This is a genomic window from Mesorhizobium sp. M0040 (assembly GCF_040323505.1).
Classification (GTDB): domain Bacteria; phylum Pseudomonadota; class Alphaproteobacteria; order Rhizobiales; family Rhizobiaceae; genus Mesorhizobium.
Genome location: NZ_JAMYVA010000002.1, coordinates 58819 through 73430 on the forward strand (window position 1 = coordinate 58819; position 14612 = coordinate 73430).

Sequence of the window (14612 nt, forward strand, 5' to 3'; positions counted from 1 at the left end):
AGGCTGCCGGCAACGTTGATTTCCGGAGATCGTCCTCATGGTTCGCCCGATAACGCCCACCAAGCCGCCGGTCCAGCCGCAAAAGGTCAATGCCAAGGCAAACGCCGCGCAGATAGCGCGGCTGGAGGCCCAGGCTGCCAAGCTGCGGGAGCAGATCAGGCTTGCCAACAGGATGGGCGAGCGTGATTGGGCGGCACAGGCCCGCCAGGAACTGGCCCATGTGAGCACGCAACTGGATTCGCTCCAGTCGCCGCCGGTTGCGGCTTCGGCAGCGCCGAGTGTCAACGTCGTCAACGCCAGCAACGGCACATCCGTCAATGGCAGGACGGTGACGCCGGCTCTCTACACGCAGACCGATCTCGCGCTGGCCGCGACACCGGTGAAACTGGATGGCAGCACGCCCGAAGACAACGGCGCGGAAGCGACGGCTGCGCGCAACATTGTCAGCGACGTTACCGGCGGCAAAAGCATCGACCAGATCGCATCTGCCCGGGGCGTGACGCGCGAACAGGTTATCGCCGCGCTCAGGTCCGGCGGGATGACCGTTTCGACCGCTGACCCGAGCGGCAATGGCGACGTGCTGACGACGAAGATCACGGATGCCAGCGGCCGCACCATCACGCAATATTACGACTACCAGCACGACAGCTACTACACGAGCGTGGAGCAACCCAACGGCACGGCAACCACTACGCCGATCCGGGATGGGCTCGGGCGCAAGGAAACCAGCAGCTATAGTCCCGACACCGGTGCCATCACGACGCGTTACGAAGACGATCTGCGCACCGGAACCGTCACCGAGCGGACCACCTTGCCGAACGGCGCTTCGGTGGAAACCGTTACACCCGGGAACGGGCCGGCCTTGCCGGTCACCACCGTCAACGGTCCAGATGGTCGCAAGACCGTCCTCGCTGCATCTCAGGATCCGGGCGGGGCAACCACCCAGGGCATCAAGGATGATCTCGCGGACGGCAAGAGCATCGAGCAAATCGCGCAGGAAAGGGGTCTGACCAACGAGCAGGTGATCGCCGAGCTGCAGGCCGCCGGCTATCAGGTCACGACGCGCGAACCGACGAGCGACAATGGTGACGTGCAGTCGGTTGAAGTCGTCGATCCGCACACCGGCGACAAGACCGTCTACTATCACGACTACCAGCATGATGAGCGCACCGTCGTGACGACGTCTGACGGCAAGGAAACGACGGTGTCGGAGGACGGGAACGGCAGGACGCGCAACAGTGTTCGCAACACCGAAACGGGCGAGACCACAACCACAATGGTCGATCCGAAGGCCGGAACTGAAACCACGATCGTCACCGACAAGGACGGTCGGGTGACGACAACGACTACCGAGGAGATCAATGGCGGCGAGCCCGTCGAGTACGAGGTCAAGCCAGGCGACAACCTGACCCTGATAGCGCAGCAATATGGCGTGTCGCTGGACGATCTGAGGAGAACGAACCCCGAGCTCTTCAATTCCCCTCGTGACCCCGACATCATTCACCCGGGCGAAAAGGTTACCATCGAAAACGGTACCCGCACGACCGTGGAAGTCACCTTCAACGGTTATACGCTGACCACGAGCCCTGATGGCAGCATGACGCTGCACAACAACACCACCGGGACCGACCTGAAGATCGAAGCAGGAAGTACGCAGGAGGCGTTGGCCAGGACGCTGTTGGCGGTGAACCCCAACAGCAGTGATGCCACGGAGGCAAAAGAGGGCGAGGTCGTAAAGACCTTCGTCGAAGGGCTGCTGGCGGGTGAAGCCTTGCCCAGTCTCATCGACGCGGCAGAAGAAGCCGGACAAAACAAACAGGACCTGATCGAGAGATATGGTCTAGGTACCGTCGCCACGCCCGAGCTGGACGGTGAGAACAGGGTTGTCGATCCATTCGGCGATCCGCCGCAGGGTAATGCACCCTCCGGCGGAAAGTGGACGCCGATGAAGATCGATGGCGTCTGGACCTGGGTCGATCCCGAGGTGGCCCAGGCCATCATTGCTGAGAACATCGCGCTGTCCCAAATTACAGAGACGCGAGCTCTGGCCGGTCAGCGGCAGGAACAGTTCAATGTCTATATGCTCGACTCCGCCTGCAAGGATGCTGTTGATGGGGCGCAGACAGTTATAAACGAGGCGTTGGCACCCCATGGTCTGCAATGGACCCCGCAGAAACCGGAAGGCACGCTTGCCGATGCGCAGGAGCGGCTTACCAAGGCCAACACCTTGCTGCAAAACGCGCAGGATGCCCGTGGCGAATATGAGACTGCTGGGCGCATTCTCGCCGACGCCATCACCCAGCAGAGCGAACTTACGCCGCTGATTGATCCCAATGCAGACGTTGCATCCGCGCAAGGGCAGCCAGGTCCCAATCGGCAAACGCAGTACGCGCAAGGTCTCGCGGATCATGCGGCTGTCGATCAGCTGTTCTCCGAAGTCGGCCTGCATCTGAGCAAGGGCGACAAGCTCACCATCGACTTCCTGGTGGGGCAAGCCGAGCTTGACGGCATTCCGACCGACTCGAAGGAATATCAGGACCTCAAGGCGCTGCAGACGACAGCAGGCAATCAACTCGAATTGGCGGAAGCCTATCAAAGCTACTTCAACGCCCATGCCGATGCCACGCAAGTGGGTGCGCAGCAGACGGACCTCGAGCAGAGACTGCTCGCCGAATATAATAGCGAGCACCAGTTTCTGTTCGAACAGGGAAAGAAACATCAAAGGGTCAGTGGCGATTATCTGGGTCTCTTCCAATCGCAAAAACTTGAGGTCCGCGACGGCCAGCTGTGGGTGGTCAACCAGTTCGAAGAGGGCACGACCGAGCAGCAGCTCACCTACAATCTGAGCGAAACGAACGTCAGGGATGAGTACCGCGATCGGCAACTCAACAAGGACTGGCAGCAGCTTTTGGGCGGCAGCAGTGCCACCGGGCCGGTGTGCACGGCAAATGGCCTGGAAGCGGTGAGGGCCAGCGAGGCGCAGGCGGCGCAGAATCTCAGCGATGTCCTGGATCGGCAGCTCGGCGACAGCATTGAAGACCTGAACTCCGAGCTGTCAACGCTGCAGACCAACTTCAACAATGCGTTGACGGAGCACGGGCCAGGAACAGTCGATGCTCCTGAAGGCACCCTGCCCAATGGCGTGCAGCCTGTCGAGATCAATGTCGGCGGACAGACAATCAAGGTGGCGCCGGAGGTTGCCCAGACATACAACGAGATAGGGATCGATGCGTTGACCCAGAGCGGGAAGGCAGTCTGGATCGACCTGGATACAAAAGATGACGATGCCAGTGGACGCTGGGTTGATCCCGAACTAGCGGTCGCCAAACTCAAGCTGGACGCGACAAGGCTTCAGATAACGCAGGCCGAGGAGCTGCGCGGGCTGGTGCAAGGCTTCAGCGACTATCATGAGCTTCGGTCCACCGATCCCTCGTTGCTGGTTGACCGCAACAGCACGGTGGATAAGACCTATCTAGACGAGCATGAGCAGCAGACGCTTGACGGCATCTATCAGCCGAAGTTCCAGCAGCTGCTCGACAGCGGCTACGACAACGAGTTCCGTGAACAGCGCGGCACGGCCCTTGAGGAGACGGTCGCCAAAACGCTCGGCATAGATCGTTCGACCGAGGAAGGTCGCGAGGCGATCGAGAATGTGACGGAAGAGATCCGCGATATCGGCGGCGACAATCCTTATGTGCGCAGCGTGCCGATTTTCTATGTTGACGACGAGGTCGGGACACAGCAGGTCGCGCTGTTTGCTGTGCGTGACGGAGACGGCAACACTCGCTATGTCGATGTGACCGGCAAAAAGTTCGACGACCTCGGAGATTTCCAGGACAACAACAACCAGTTCGGCGAAGATGGCAAGCTCGTCGTCCCCAAGGGTCTGGAGATGAAGGCCGGCGATGACGGCAGGATCGAACTGGAAGTCGTCAAGTCGCGCAATGTTTCTGCTTGGGACAAGGTCGTCGATCCGCTGGTTGGCATCGGGACGGGTATAGCCACCATTCTGTCGTTCACGCCGGCCGCGCCGATTGCAGCACCCTTGGCCTATACGGGCGCTGCCTATCTCGGCACCCGAGCGGTCATAAATCAGGTCAACCATCTGGAACATGGCGGCGAGTGGGACGATACCGAGTCGCTGATGAATGTCGCCAGCGTGGCAACCACGGTTCTGCCGATGGCTTCCAGCGGTCTGCGCACCATTGGATTAGCAGGAAGGGAAATGACGGCCGCCGGATTGGCGGGAAAGGAAATGACGGCCCTGCAGGCCTTCCGTGGCAGCATAGGCGCAACACGGTCCAGCTCGGCCCTGGCGCTCGAAACCCGAACCTACATGCAGTCGACTGCCGGCCTGAATAAGCTGGCGTGGGGAGCGGATGTCGGCTCCGTGATTGTCGGTGCACCTTTGCTGGCGACATCGGCCTACGATCTCGCCGTCAACGGAGACCAGATGAACGGTCTTCAGCTTGCCAACGCGCTTACGGGCCTTGGCACCGGCATTGCCGGCACGGGCCTCGGCATTCACGGTCTGCGGACACTGCGACCTGGAACGGGCACGCAGGCAAGCGCCAATGGTCCCGGCGCCAACCAGCCACCGGGCAGCGGCGGACCGCACCAGCCGCCGCCATGGTCCGACGGCAGAGGACCACGGCAGTCGCCTCCGGCGCTGGAACCCGGCCCCTCCGGACGTCCGATGAATGTCTATGAAATTGGCGCCGACGGCGTTTACAGGCCGACGGGGGAGCGGGTCTTCCAGGATCCCAACCATCCTGTGATACCCGGAGAAGTGATCAAGACCAGCGATGCCAGCGGTGACCGTCCGACGATGCTGCCGGGCCGCGATCCGCATGGATCGACCGGGCGCAATTCAGGGCATCCCGCTGATAGCGATCCCATCATTGTGCCGAACAAGCCGGCAGGAAAAGACGACACGATGCGCCGCCTCGTCTGGGATCCGGAGACGCGCAGCTTCACCGGCATGCCGGAACCCGACACAAGCGGGCACATCTACACCAGTGGCAAGGATGCCAAGACTCCCTCAGCCTATCTTGACGGGCTGAGCGTCGAGCAGCTTGTAGCGCGATACGAGGCAGAAAAGAGCTATTATTTGAACCGCGAGTTGGCCGAGCGCTACGGCCCGGATGGCGTTCAGATACCGCGCACGCCGCTCCGCGACATACTGCCCGACTTCCGCATCGGCGTCACATTCCGGACGCGCTTGAATACGGGCCAGGCCTTCGACATCGGCTCGCCGACGGTGGCGGCCGTCGGCTTCGGTATTGGGACAAAGACCGATGTCGGCATGATCGGGTGGTCGGTCGTCGACAGCATCAGCCAGCGCAGCCTGACACCATTCACGGATGCGCTCGGCACTCAAGGCGTCGTATCCTACCGGGCACGGGAATACAGGAACATCACCGGCCTTCAGGCCGGTGTCTGGCCGGTGTCCAATCAGACGGCTTTCCCGGTTCGCAGCAGCGATCTTTCGGCGGCGGCAACCAAGGCGCTATTCAGCGATGCGACTGGCTACAACGCCAAGCCGCTGGATGCTGCCATCGTCGGCATGACGCCAGACGGCGAAGGCACCGTGATCGAGATGACCTATACGCCTTCGCTCAAGGGCGAGGAGGTCACGCTCGCCCCCGGCCAGCACGATTTCCTTGGCGTGCCGGCGGAAAACAGCGCTGGTCACGTCAAGCTGGAAGGCGCGCTTCCCTTCGACCGTGTCATGACCGAAACAAAGGTCGGACTGCGGCTGCCGATCGTGGCCAATCATGTCGGGGCGGTCGACCAGATGCCGCGCGTCGGCTTCGAGAAGCGCCCGGAAGTGCCCGTCAAGGACACGCTCCAGCCGGGTGACATCGTGTCGAAGCAGACCTACGACCAGATCCAGTCCGCTCTCGGCTCGACAAGCCTGAAGATCCAGTTCGCGGTCAAGGATCCGACGAAGGCGTCCGAACTCATTGCAGCGATCGGACAGGGTGATGGCATCCGGTCGATCCGTGACCTCGTCAAGTCTGGTCAGATTGATCCGTCGAACACAGTTTCTTTTGTTGATGAACCGACGCTAAGCGGATTGCGGCTTTCAGCGGTACCGGGCAAGGCGCCCACGGCAGACATCGTTTTGCTGACCGGTGAGAAGGCACGCGTCGTCAATCCCGAGGCGATGCTGGTCGACATCATCTTCAACGACCGCAACAGGCTTCCCGGTGTGCTGGGTTTCAATCCCGACCGGACGGTAACTTCAGCGGCCTACAAGGTGAAATCGACGGTACAGTCATGGCTGCCGGCGCGCTTCAGTCCCGACGGGACGCCGCAGCCCCGTTATATGCCGAGCGCCGGCAACATCTATCAGAACCTGTACGGTTCGCACGGCACGCCGGCGACACGCTATACGCTTTCACTGTCGACACCTCCTCTGCCTGCCGGGGCGGTGGCTTTCAGTGCTGAAGTGAGAATCCAGTACAAGTCCAAGGCTGCCAAGGTCGCTCCTTCAATCGCCAAGGATGAAACAGCGACGCTGACCTTCGATCGAGCCGATGGACAGAATGAAACGCTGACGGTCCCGGCCTGGCTTGCTCATGCCTTAGAAACCTCGCGTGACGGCGCGGCGACAGCCATTCCGAAGGGTGGCAAGGCCTCCCTGGAGCAGTTCCTCGGTCAACTGGAAAAGAAGGCGAGACCCGACCAGCGCGCGGCGATAGAGCAATTCCGGACGGAATTCGGCCCGTCGATCGTCGATGGCGGCTTCATGCGCCCGAACGTTGCCGACGGCGTGCTGACGTTCCTCTCCTCGCAGGTGGGCAGCCGCCGAAGCGGACCGATCCAGATAAGGGACGAGAACGGGCAGTCCGTGACGGCAACCCGTTACGGACCGCTGCCAAAGAGTCCGGAGAATGTGTATGTGCCGCCGGCTGATGCTCCGACAGCACGGGGCGACGAACCGGAGTTGATGCACAAGTCACATATTCTGTTCCGGGATCGGGAAACCGGAGAGCCCTATGTTCTACCCTGGATACGTGGTGCTTCCGACGACCATGTGCCGGGCAGTCCGGGACAGCCGGAGGGAGAAGCCGTGCCTCCGGAGGCAACGCCAGCCAGGAAGGCGATCGAAGCTGCCCCGCCAACCACCTACTCGCTTCAACAGGTCCGCAACATGCGGCAGCCTGAAAAGTGGAAAGCCGGCGAGATCTACACGCGCGAACTCAATGGTTCGACCGGCGAAGCCCATTTCCCAGTCGCTGCCGATCCCACGGGTGTTCACCCCGTCCTTGGCGAAGGTGGGCGATACGTGGATGCGCCGGTGTTCAAGAGCCAGGACGAGATCGAGGCGATTGAGGTCAAGACCTACCATCGCTGGACGACGATCAACGGCGTTGCCCAGATGCGCGAAGTACCGCTCACGTCGAAATTGCAGGAGCAGATCAACAAGGATGTGGCGCTGCGAAATGAAAACCCGGGCTACCAACCGCGCTGGGTTTTCCTCGATGCCCCGCCTTCTGCGGAATTGCAGCGGGCGCTCGACGATGCGGGAATTGTCGGCAACATTTTTGGACACAACAAGCCAGCCACGGCAACACCGCAACCTCAGGCGACATCAAACGAGGTCGCTCCGGGTCGAACCTTGCGTCTCCAGGACAAGAACGGCGAGGTGATCGTCGCAGCAATGCTGGGCACCGAACCGAGGAGTCCGGAACAGGTGTATGTGCCGCCTTCCGACGGACCGCGCGCGCCGGCCGATGCGCCGGAGGTGGCGGACAAGACGCACATACTGGTGTACGACCCCAATACGGGCGAAGCCGTTGTCCTGCCCTGGACTCGCGGTGCTTCCGACGGCCATGCGCCGGGGAGCCTTGGGCAACCGGAGGAAGGCAATCGGCCTGTCGCCGCGGAACCAGGATATGCAGAACCGGTGCGGGCGCCGACGGGGCCGGAGGTCAGGGCGCTTTCAGCCGATCAGATTTCCGAACTGACCGGCACGCAATTGCACGCCATCAAGCCGGAGCACATCGCCAAGCTGGCGCCTGAGCAGGTTGCTGCACTGAGCCCCGAGCAGATCGGGCAGCTGACGTTTGATCAACTTGCGGCGCTTCGGCCGAAGCAGTTGCGGGCGCTTAGTGCCGAACAGCTCCAGGCGGTCAGGCCAAGCAGATTTCAGGCCGTTGCCCCTGGGCGTATCAGCGGCCTGCGACCGGATCAGGTCGCTGCCTTTTCACCCCAGCAGCTCGCTGCCTTGACCGTCGAGCAAGTGCGCAAGCTGACGCCCGACCAGATCACCAAGCTCAGCGATGAGCAGCGCAATGCCCTTACGTCGGAACACGTCGCCGCCATGAGACCTGCCCAATTCGGCCATCTCGATGCGACCCAGTTCGCGGCGTTGAACCCTGATCTCGTCGCAGCACGCGATCCCGTGGCAACGGCAAAGCTGTCGCCGGACCACATCTCGGCGCTTACGCGGGAGCAGCTTGGCGCTCTGACCATTCATCAGATCGAGGCGCTGACGAAGCAACAGATAGCGGCTCTCACACCGAAGCAGCTTGGCGAGTTAAGCCCCGGCCAGTTGCGCAAGTTCACGCCTAAGCAGTTTGCCTGGATGTCGACGGAGCAAACGAACGCGTTTTCCGTGCTGCAACTGACGACCTATCGGGCGACCCATAAAAGGGCGATGACGCCGGATCAGGCCACCAGCGTCGATCTGGCCCTCAGCCATGCCAGGATGCCGGAAAACGCTCAGGCGCTCGCCACCTTTGGCGGCATGTCGACCACCTCCTACATGTTGTGGAGTTCGTTGCCGCCAACCTGGACCGCCACCGCCGGATCGGTGGCATTTGGCGTGCGAGGCATCGTTTTCGGCGCGCAGGCGCTCTTCCCCAACGCAACCGCAAATCACAAGCCGTTCGGGCGATTCCTCAACGCGCTCGGCGGAGCCACATTCATTGCCGCAGCGCCAGGTGCCGCGACCGGGATGATCCAGGGCAAGGATCTTATCGTCAACAGCACGTTCACGCTCGGCAACGTCGTCTACGGCACGAAATCGATGCTGCAGTCGTTCACCGGCAGGCCGGTGATCCGAAACCTGGCCGAATATCTGGCTGGACCGGGCTATGTGCTTGGCTGCGCCGTCTACACGCTGCACTCCTGGCCGGCGCCGATCGCCACAGTCGCCGGCACCATGTTCACCTTCGGCTGCGCGGAATTCTGGGCTTCGGCCATAAGGACGGACCGGATGAATCGCCGTTCAGTGCCGCGAACCGATGCCGATATCGCGGCGGCGGAAAAGTCCGACAAGAGATGGGCTGCATGGGATCGGTGGACTCTCGGCATCACCTTCGGCGTTGGAATGCTTCTCTTTTCGCTGGACGCCCTGCTCGGGGAACCTTGGGAGGGCGCGAAGACGCCCCCTCCACCCGATCCGAAAAAACCGGATGGCGATGCCTCGTCCCAGCAACCCGATGATCCTTCGGATGGTCCAGGTGGGCCGCAGATCCCGGGGGAGGATTTCCCGCAACTTGTCGTGGTCGCCGATGACGGCCTGAATTTGCGGATCCAGCCTGACGGGGAGTCGACCGTGGGAACGGTTCTGCAACCCGGCACATTCGTCGAACAGACCGCGAAGCCATCGACCGATCCGTCAGGGGAGACCTGGATACCTGTCGAAGGTTTCGGACCGGATGGCGAAATGCATAGCGGCTGGGTTTCCGGCGACTATGTCGAGGCTCATGCCGAGGGCAGCAGCAATCCTGAGGGCCGCACGAACCCAACGCTGGAGAAAGACGGTTATCAGTGGGTCGAGGTCAGGGATGGCGACAGCATTCGCCTGATAGCCAAGACCCATTCTGCGGATGTGGCGGACACGGTTGTGCTCAACATGGATCATATTCTGAGACCGGACGTGATCTTCTCAGGCGACCGCGTCTATCTGCCGATCACCTCGATCGGCTGAGAAACCGCGGGCCGAGCCTATCGTCCATTGACTCCTGCGCCTTGTCGGTTCTCGCGGCATACGCGTTTGCGACACTGGCGGCGAGTTTTGCCGCCCGCTCAGCTGCCGGATTGGACGGTTCGGAGGAGTAGGAGGCGGTAAACTGCAGATCTGACGGATGCCATTCGCAGTCGACAATGCGCAGTTTACCGCTTGCGGTATAGTCCTGGACGACTTCCTCAGGGAGAGAGGCGATGCCGATACCATTGAGTGTCATTTTGATGGAAGCGGCCAGCGAATTAGCGGGAAAGATACGCGGCGTCTCTTCCAGTTCGCCGGTCAGCTTGCGGTAAAGTTCGCTGTAGGGTCTGGTGGTCCGCGCATAGCTGATGATTGGGAATTGCATCAGATCAGTCAGCGTCAGCTTGCGCCGCGGAGGCAGTTTCAGGTGCGGCGAGCAGACCCACACGAGGGGAAAGGACGGCATCTCGATGTTCTCGATGCTGTGTTCCAGAATTGGGCCCATCAGCACCGCAAGATCGAGTCGGTGCGACATGAGTTCGTTGCGAAGGGTGGTCGTCGCATCAACGACGATATCGGTATCGACAAGCGGATAGTTTGCTTGCAGCTCCCGGAGGAAATCCGGTAGCCAGGTGTGAACGATCGTTTCGGCAACCCCGAGCCTAAGCACCCCTGCCGTCTCCGAAAGCGAGCTGGCCGTCAGTTGCAGCCGTTCCGCTACCCGCACGACCCGTTGAGCAGACGGCAGAAGCCGTTGTCCCTGGGCTGTCAGCCTGACATTGCCGCTCTGCCGCTCGAACAGCTTGGCACCTAGCGCTTCTTCCAGCCCGGCAATTCGGTTGGATACTGCGGGCTGCGTGGTGTTCAGGCGTTCGGCAGCCTTTCGAAAGCTTCCGAAAGTCGCCACCAGTAGAAAGGTTTCGAGCTGCTTGATGTTGAAAGGGATCACAATTCAATGCCGGACAATAATCTGAGCGCCGACCTTTACGCGGTCATACAGGTCAATGACGTCTTCATTGGTCATGCGAATGCAACCAGAGGAGTTGGCTTGTCCGACGGTCCACGGCTGATTGGTGCCGTGGACGCGATAAAGCGTGTTTCCGATATACAGTGCCCGTGCGCCCAAAGGGTTGTTCGGGCCTCCGGCCACGTGCGCAGGCAAGATACGGCCTTTTGATGCTTCTCTGGATCGCATTTCGGCCGGTGGCCGCCAATCTGGCCAGTCCTTCTTTTTCGAAATCGTGTCGCGACCGGACCACTCCAGCCCCTCCTTGCCGACCCCCACCGCGTATCGTAGCGCTTTGCCGCCCCCCAGCATGTAATAGAGACGCCGCTCCGTGGTGTTGATCACAATCGACCCCTTCGGCTGAGCCTCGCTGAATGTCACGACCTGCCTAGGAATCTCTGACTCCTCGGGCGTGAATTCTCCGCCCGCCGTCAGGCCGGAAGCGCTAGGCGAGACCAGTACATTTCTTCCCCGATCGTATGTCCAACTTCTAGGGTCATAACCGCTGTTCGATTGGGCCTGCGCCGACGCGATTGCGGCAATCGACGCCACCGCGACCAGAACCGATGCACTCAATGCCTCGATGAGACGCGTTGCCGCAAACCTCTTGCCTCGAGCAACGCCTGCGGGCACGTCCAACTTCGCGAGCAGGCTGTTGGTTGCCGTCACCGAGACCACTCCTTTCCACATTGAACCAATGACCCCGAACCCGGTGGTAACCGATTCCTACGCCGCACTGTATCGTCTTGCGGTTCCTTCGCAACATTTGGCACAGGTCGTCGATATGCAATCCAATTGGACTTCCCATTTTCGAGTGTCCACGATAGAATGACATCGGCGGACAAGCTATGAAGCAAGCGAGGCGGGGCATTACTCGTGGGTCGCTTTCGATAGGACCAATGTGACGGGACCCAGTATCAACCATGCTGATCGGTTATCTCGAGGCAGAGCTGCCCTTGTGGCCTGCCGGCTTGCCGTCGTCCTGGCGCTCGGCTTTGGCTCCCAGCCTGCGTTTGCTGCCGAACCGCGCTGGCCCCCTGGCCCTTACAAATACATCACGATCGATCAGTCGGTGACAGACGCGCTGGTTGAGCTCGGCCGCAACATGCGGGTGCCGATGCGTGTCAGCAAGCTGGTAAAGGGGCGCCTGAGCGCCGGCATGCCGGTTGAAACAGCCCGCGAGTTCCTCGAAGAGATATGCAATCGATACGGATTGATCTGGCATTTCGACGGCATCGTCATGAACGTCGCGACCGAAGCCGAAGTCCAGACGGAAATGATTCCGCTTGATGCCAATATGGCTGCTGGCGCGGAAGACAGGCTTTCACGGCTGGGCGTCAGTGACCCGCGGTTTCCAATAAAGGTCTCCAAGCAAGACGATGTCATCTCGGTATCGGGTCCGCCATCCTACATCGAGCTCGTCAGGAAAACCCTCGGGGTGCCTGCCACGCCGAGCGCCAAGCAGGAGACCGGCAAAGCTGTGTCGGTTCGCGTTTTCCGCGGAAAGCAGGCGGAGGCGCAGATTGTCCCCTCCGTCAAACCGAACTAGGACAGGAGGGCAGATTCTTGCAAATCGCACCGATCGGAGCCCTAGAGGCTACGCTTGCAAACTTAACCACCAGCATAAGTTCGCAGCAGCAAATCACCGTCGGCGCGTCAGCCCAGCCCGGCAACCGAATGGTGGGCGCCAAGCAAGAAAAGCACGCGAAGGTCAATACACCTGAGCGCAGTGATGTCGCCACGCGGGCAGGTCAGCAGGTGGCGCAGACGCCCGGCGCCAATCCGGCAATAGGCGGCCAGGCTTTCAAGCCGGAGAAGACCGAGCCAATCCTCGAGCACAAACTCTTCGACTACATGGCCGAGACGGAGAAGGCTGCAGGTAGGGTGTTCACGGATCCATCGGCCCTTTTCGGTTCTGCCGTCAAGTCGCTGGAAGGAACCATGCAGCAGGTACAGAAGGCTCTTGGCCAGGCTAACGCCCCCGAAAGTGCTGAAACGGCCGCCGCGCAGGATCGCGCCGACAAGATGGCTCTGTCCGGCAAGGAAGGCGAAGACTCCCGAGCCAAGAATGCAGAGCAACTCCTGGAACGATCGATTTCGGTGATGTGGGCGGCCGCCAATCTCGAGGTGGTTACGAGCAGCGTGACGGCTGTCACGTCGTCCACCAGCACGCTGATCAAGCAACAGTAAGCGCCGCGGAGTGTTCGCGCCCATGCCAACCTCGCTGCGGCGTTTAACGCGATTGGATCGATGCGGCGCCAGGTTTCGCGTTGCGCTCGTTGTCATGGGTATGCTTGTGCTCCAGGGGTGTTCGGTGGAGTTGTATAGCAACCTCAACCAGCGGCAGGCCAACGAGATCGTGGCCACGCTCATGCGTCACGGGATTCCAGCCCAACGCGAGGCAGGCAAGGACGGCAAGATGACGGTTTCGGTACAGAAGGGCCGCTTCGCCGAAGCTATGGCAATTCTCGACGAGAGCGGCTTGCCCAAACAGGAATTCCAGACGCTCGGCGAGGTGTTCAAGCGGGATGGGCTTGTATCCTCGCCGGTGGAAGAGCGGGCAACGATGATCTACGGCTTGAGCCAGGAGCTGTCGCAGACGATCTCGGACATCGACGGCGTGCTTTCGGCTCGCGTTCATCTCGTCCTGCCCGAAAACGATCCACTGAGGCAGCAACTGCTACCGTCGTCTGCCTCCGTGTTCATCCGGCATCGCGCATCCGTTCCGATGAATGAGCTCATCCCGCAGGTCAAGATGCTGGTGGCCAAGGGCATCGCCGGACTGACCTATGACAACGTTTCGGTCACCCTCATTCCGGTTGCAGCGACGGCTCCCAACCAGGAAACCGGCGAGGCCGGTCTCACCACCTTCCTCGGCCTGTGGCTGCATCCAGACAGCGTCGCCGCCGCGATGTCACTGTTTTATGGCATGGCGGCGGCCATATTCGTGCTGGCTGGTCGGTTGGCCTACATGCAGTGGTATCGACGGCCCGGCGTCTACGCGCTCGATGCTGCCGCAATGCCGGTGAAGAAAACATGACCCAGCCCGGCTCGGAGCAAACTGCCAGCCCGGAATGGCAGGCATTCATCTCCAAACCCGCGTCCTATGTGGATGCGGCTTGGCTCGCGGAGTGCTTTGACGGCGCGATCGGCGAGGCTGCCTGCGAGCGCATGCTGCGCTCGCAACGCTTGCAGGAGCGACTGTCGAAGCTTCTGCTCGATCGGCATAGGCTCTCTCCAGTGGTCGAAGAGCCGGCCGATGAGGTGGATCGAGCGATCGCCTTGTCGTCTGGCGAAGAGCTGGAGGAACTTGTACTTCGCTCGGGCGCGATCTACTGGGCTGGGAGTCTGGCCGCTGTCATTGTTGGGCGCGAAGCGGCCGCATTGCAGGCGGCGCTTGGGGCTGATCTGTGCGCTTTCGCCCTCGCCAACCGCGATCTGGCCGGCCCGATTGAGCGATTGGGGCCGCTGGAGGACATTTCCGGTCGCGTCTACGGCGACGGCCTGAGCTGCCTTGGCGCCTGGTGTCAGATCATGCCGGGCGATACGAGCATGCGGGTGCGTCTCAAGCTGGTGCCGCAAGAGCTCATCCACCAGCCGTCAGCCGAACAATTTGCCGAGGTCGGCCCCGCGATTGTTCGACGAGCGATGAGCTAGACG

At 61.2% G+C, this 14612-nt stretch carries 7 protein-coding genes; 5 read left to right on the top strand and 2 right to left on the bottom strand.

Annotated features, from left to right (window positions below; translation table 11 throughout):
* The first annotated feature begins 37 nt into the window (after nt 1-37).
* Nucleotides 38-9946 carry a LysM peptidoglycan-binding domain-containing protein gene (locus NKJ91_RS01930; RefSeq protein WP_352454235.1) on the top strand — a complete coding sequence of 3303 codons (9909 nt, stop codon included), beginning with the start codon at nt 38-40 and terminating at the stop codon, nt 9944-9946.
* Here NKJ91_RS01930 and NKJ91_RS01935 read toward each other — a convergent pair.
* Nucleotides 9930-10895, bottom strand: a complete 966-nt coding sequence (locus NKJ91_RS01935) for a LysR family transcriptional regulator (protein WP_352454236.1) — start codon at nt 10893-10895, stop codon at nt 9930-9932. The genes NKJ91_RS01930 and NKJ91_RS01935 overlap by 17 nt on opposite strands.
* 3 nt (nt 10896-10898) lie before the next feature.
* Entirely contained in the window at nt 10899-11621 is a 723-nt protein-coding gene (locus NKJ91_RS01940; RefSeq protein WP_352454237.1) for a L,D-transpeptidase, read from the bottom strand.
* A gap of 436 nt (nt 11622-12057) precedes the next feature.
* Here NKJ91_RS01940 and NKJ91_RS01945 point away from each other — a divergent pair, with 436 nt between their 5' ends.
* The 4 genes from NKJ91_RS01945 to NKJ91_RS01960 are packed head-to-tail and all read left to right on the top strand — an operon-like array spanning nt 12058 to nt 14609.
* On the top strand, nt 12058-12501 hold the full coding sequence (locus tag NKJ91_RS01945; protein WP_352454238.1) for a type III secretion protein: 444 nt from the start codon (nt 12058-12060) through the stop codon (nt 12499-12501).
* A gap of 17 nt (nt 12502-12518) precedes the next feature.
* Nucleotides 12519-13142 (top strand): hypothetical protein, encoded by a 624-nt coding sequence (locus NKJ91_RS01950; protein ID WP_352454239.1) that lies wholly within the window; start codon nt 12519-12521, stop codon nt 13140-13142.
* Nucleotides 13143-13164: 22 nt separating this feature from the next.
* Nucleotides 13165-13992, top strand: coding sequence for a type III secretion system inner membrane ring lipoprotein SctJ (gene sctJ, locus NKJ91_RS01955; RefSeq protein ID WP_352454240.1), 828 nt, complete (start codon nt 13165-13167; stop codon nt 13990-13992).
* Complete coding sequence (locus NKJ91_RS01960; RefSeq protein WP_352454241.1) at nt 13989-14609, top strand: SctK family type III secretion system sorting platform protein; 621 nt, start codon at nt 13989-13991, stop codon at nt 14607-14609. Before sctJ ends, NKJ91_RS01960 begins: the two co-directional genes overlap by 4 nt.
* Nucleotides 14610-14612: the final 3 nt, after the last annotated feature.

Bases quoted from the DNA above. Each gene is read 5' to 3' on its own strand.
- NKJ91_RS01960 (WP_352454241.1), top strand. From the start codon at position 13,989: ATGACCCAGCCCGGCTCGGAGCAAACTGCCAGCCCGGAATGGCAGGCA.
- sctJ (WP_352454240.1), top strand. From the start codon at position 13,165: ATGCCAACCTCGCTGCGGCGTTTAACGCGATTGGATCGATGCGGCGCC.
- NKJ91_RS01930 (WP_352454235.1), top strand. From the start codon at position 38: ATGGTTCGCCCGATAACGCCCACCAAGCCGCCGGTCCAGCCGCAAAAG.
- NKJ91_RS01945 (WP_352454238.1), top strand. From the start codon at position 12,058: ATGCGGGTGCCGATGCGTGTCAGCAAGCTGGTAAAGGGGCGCCTGAGC.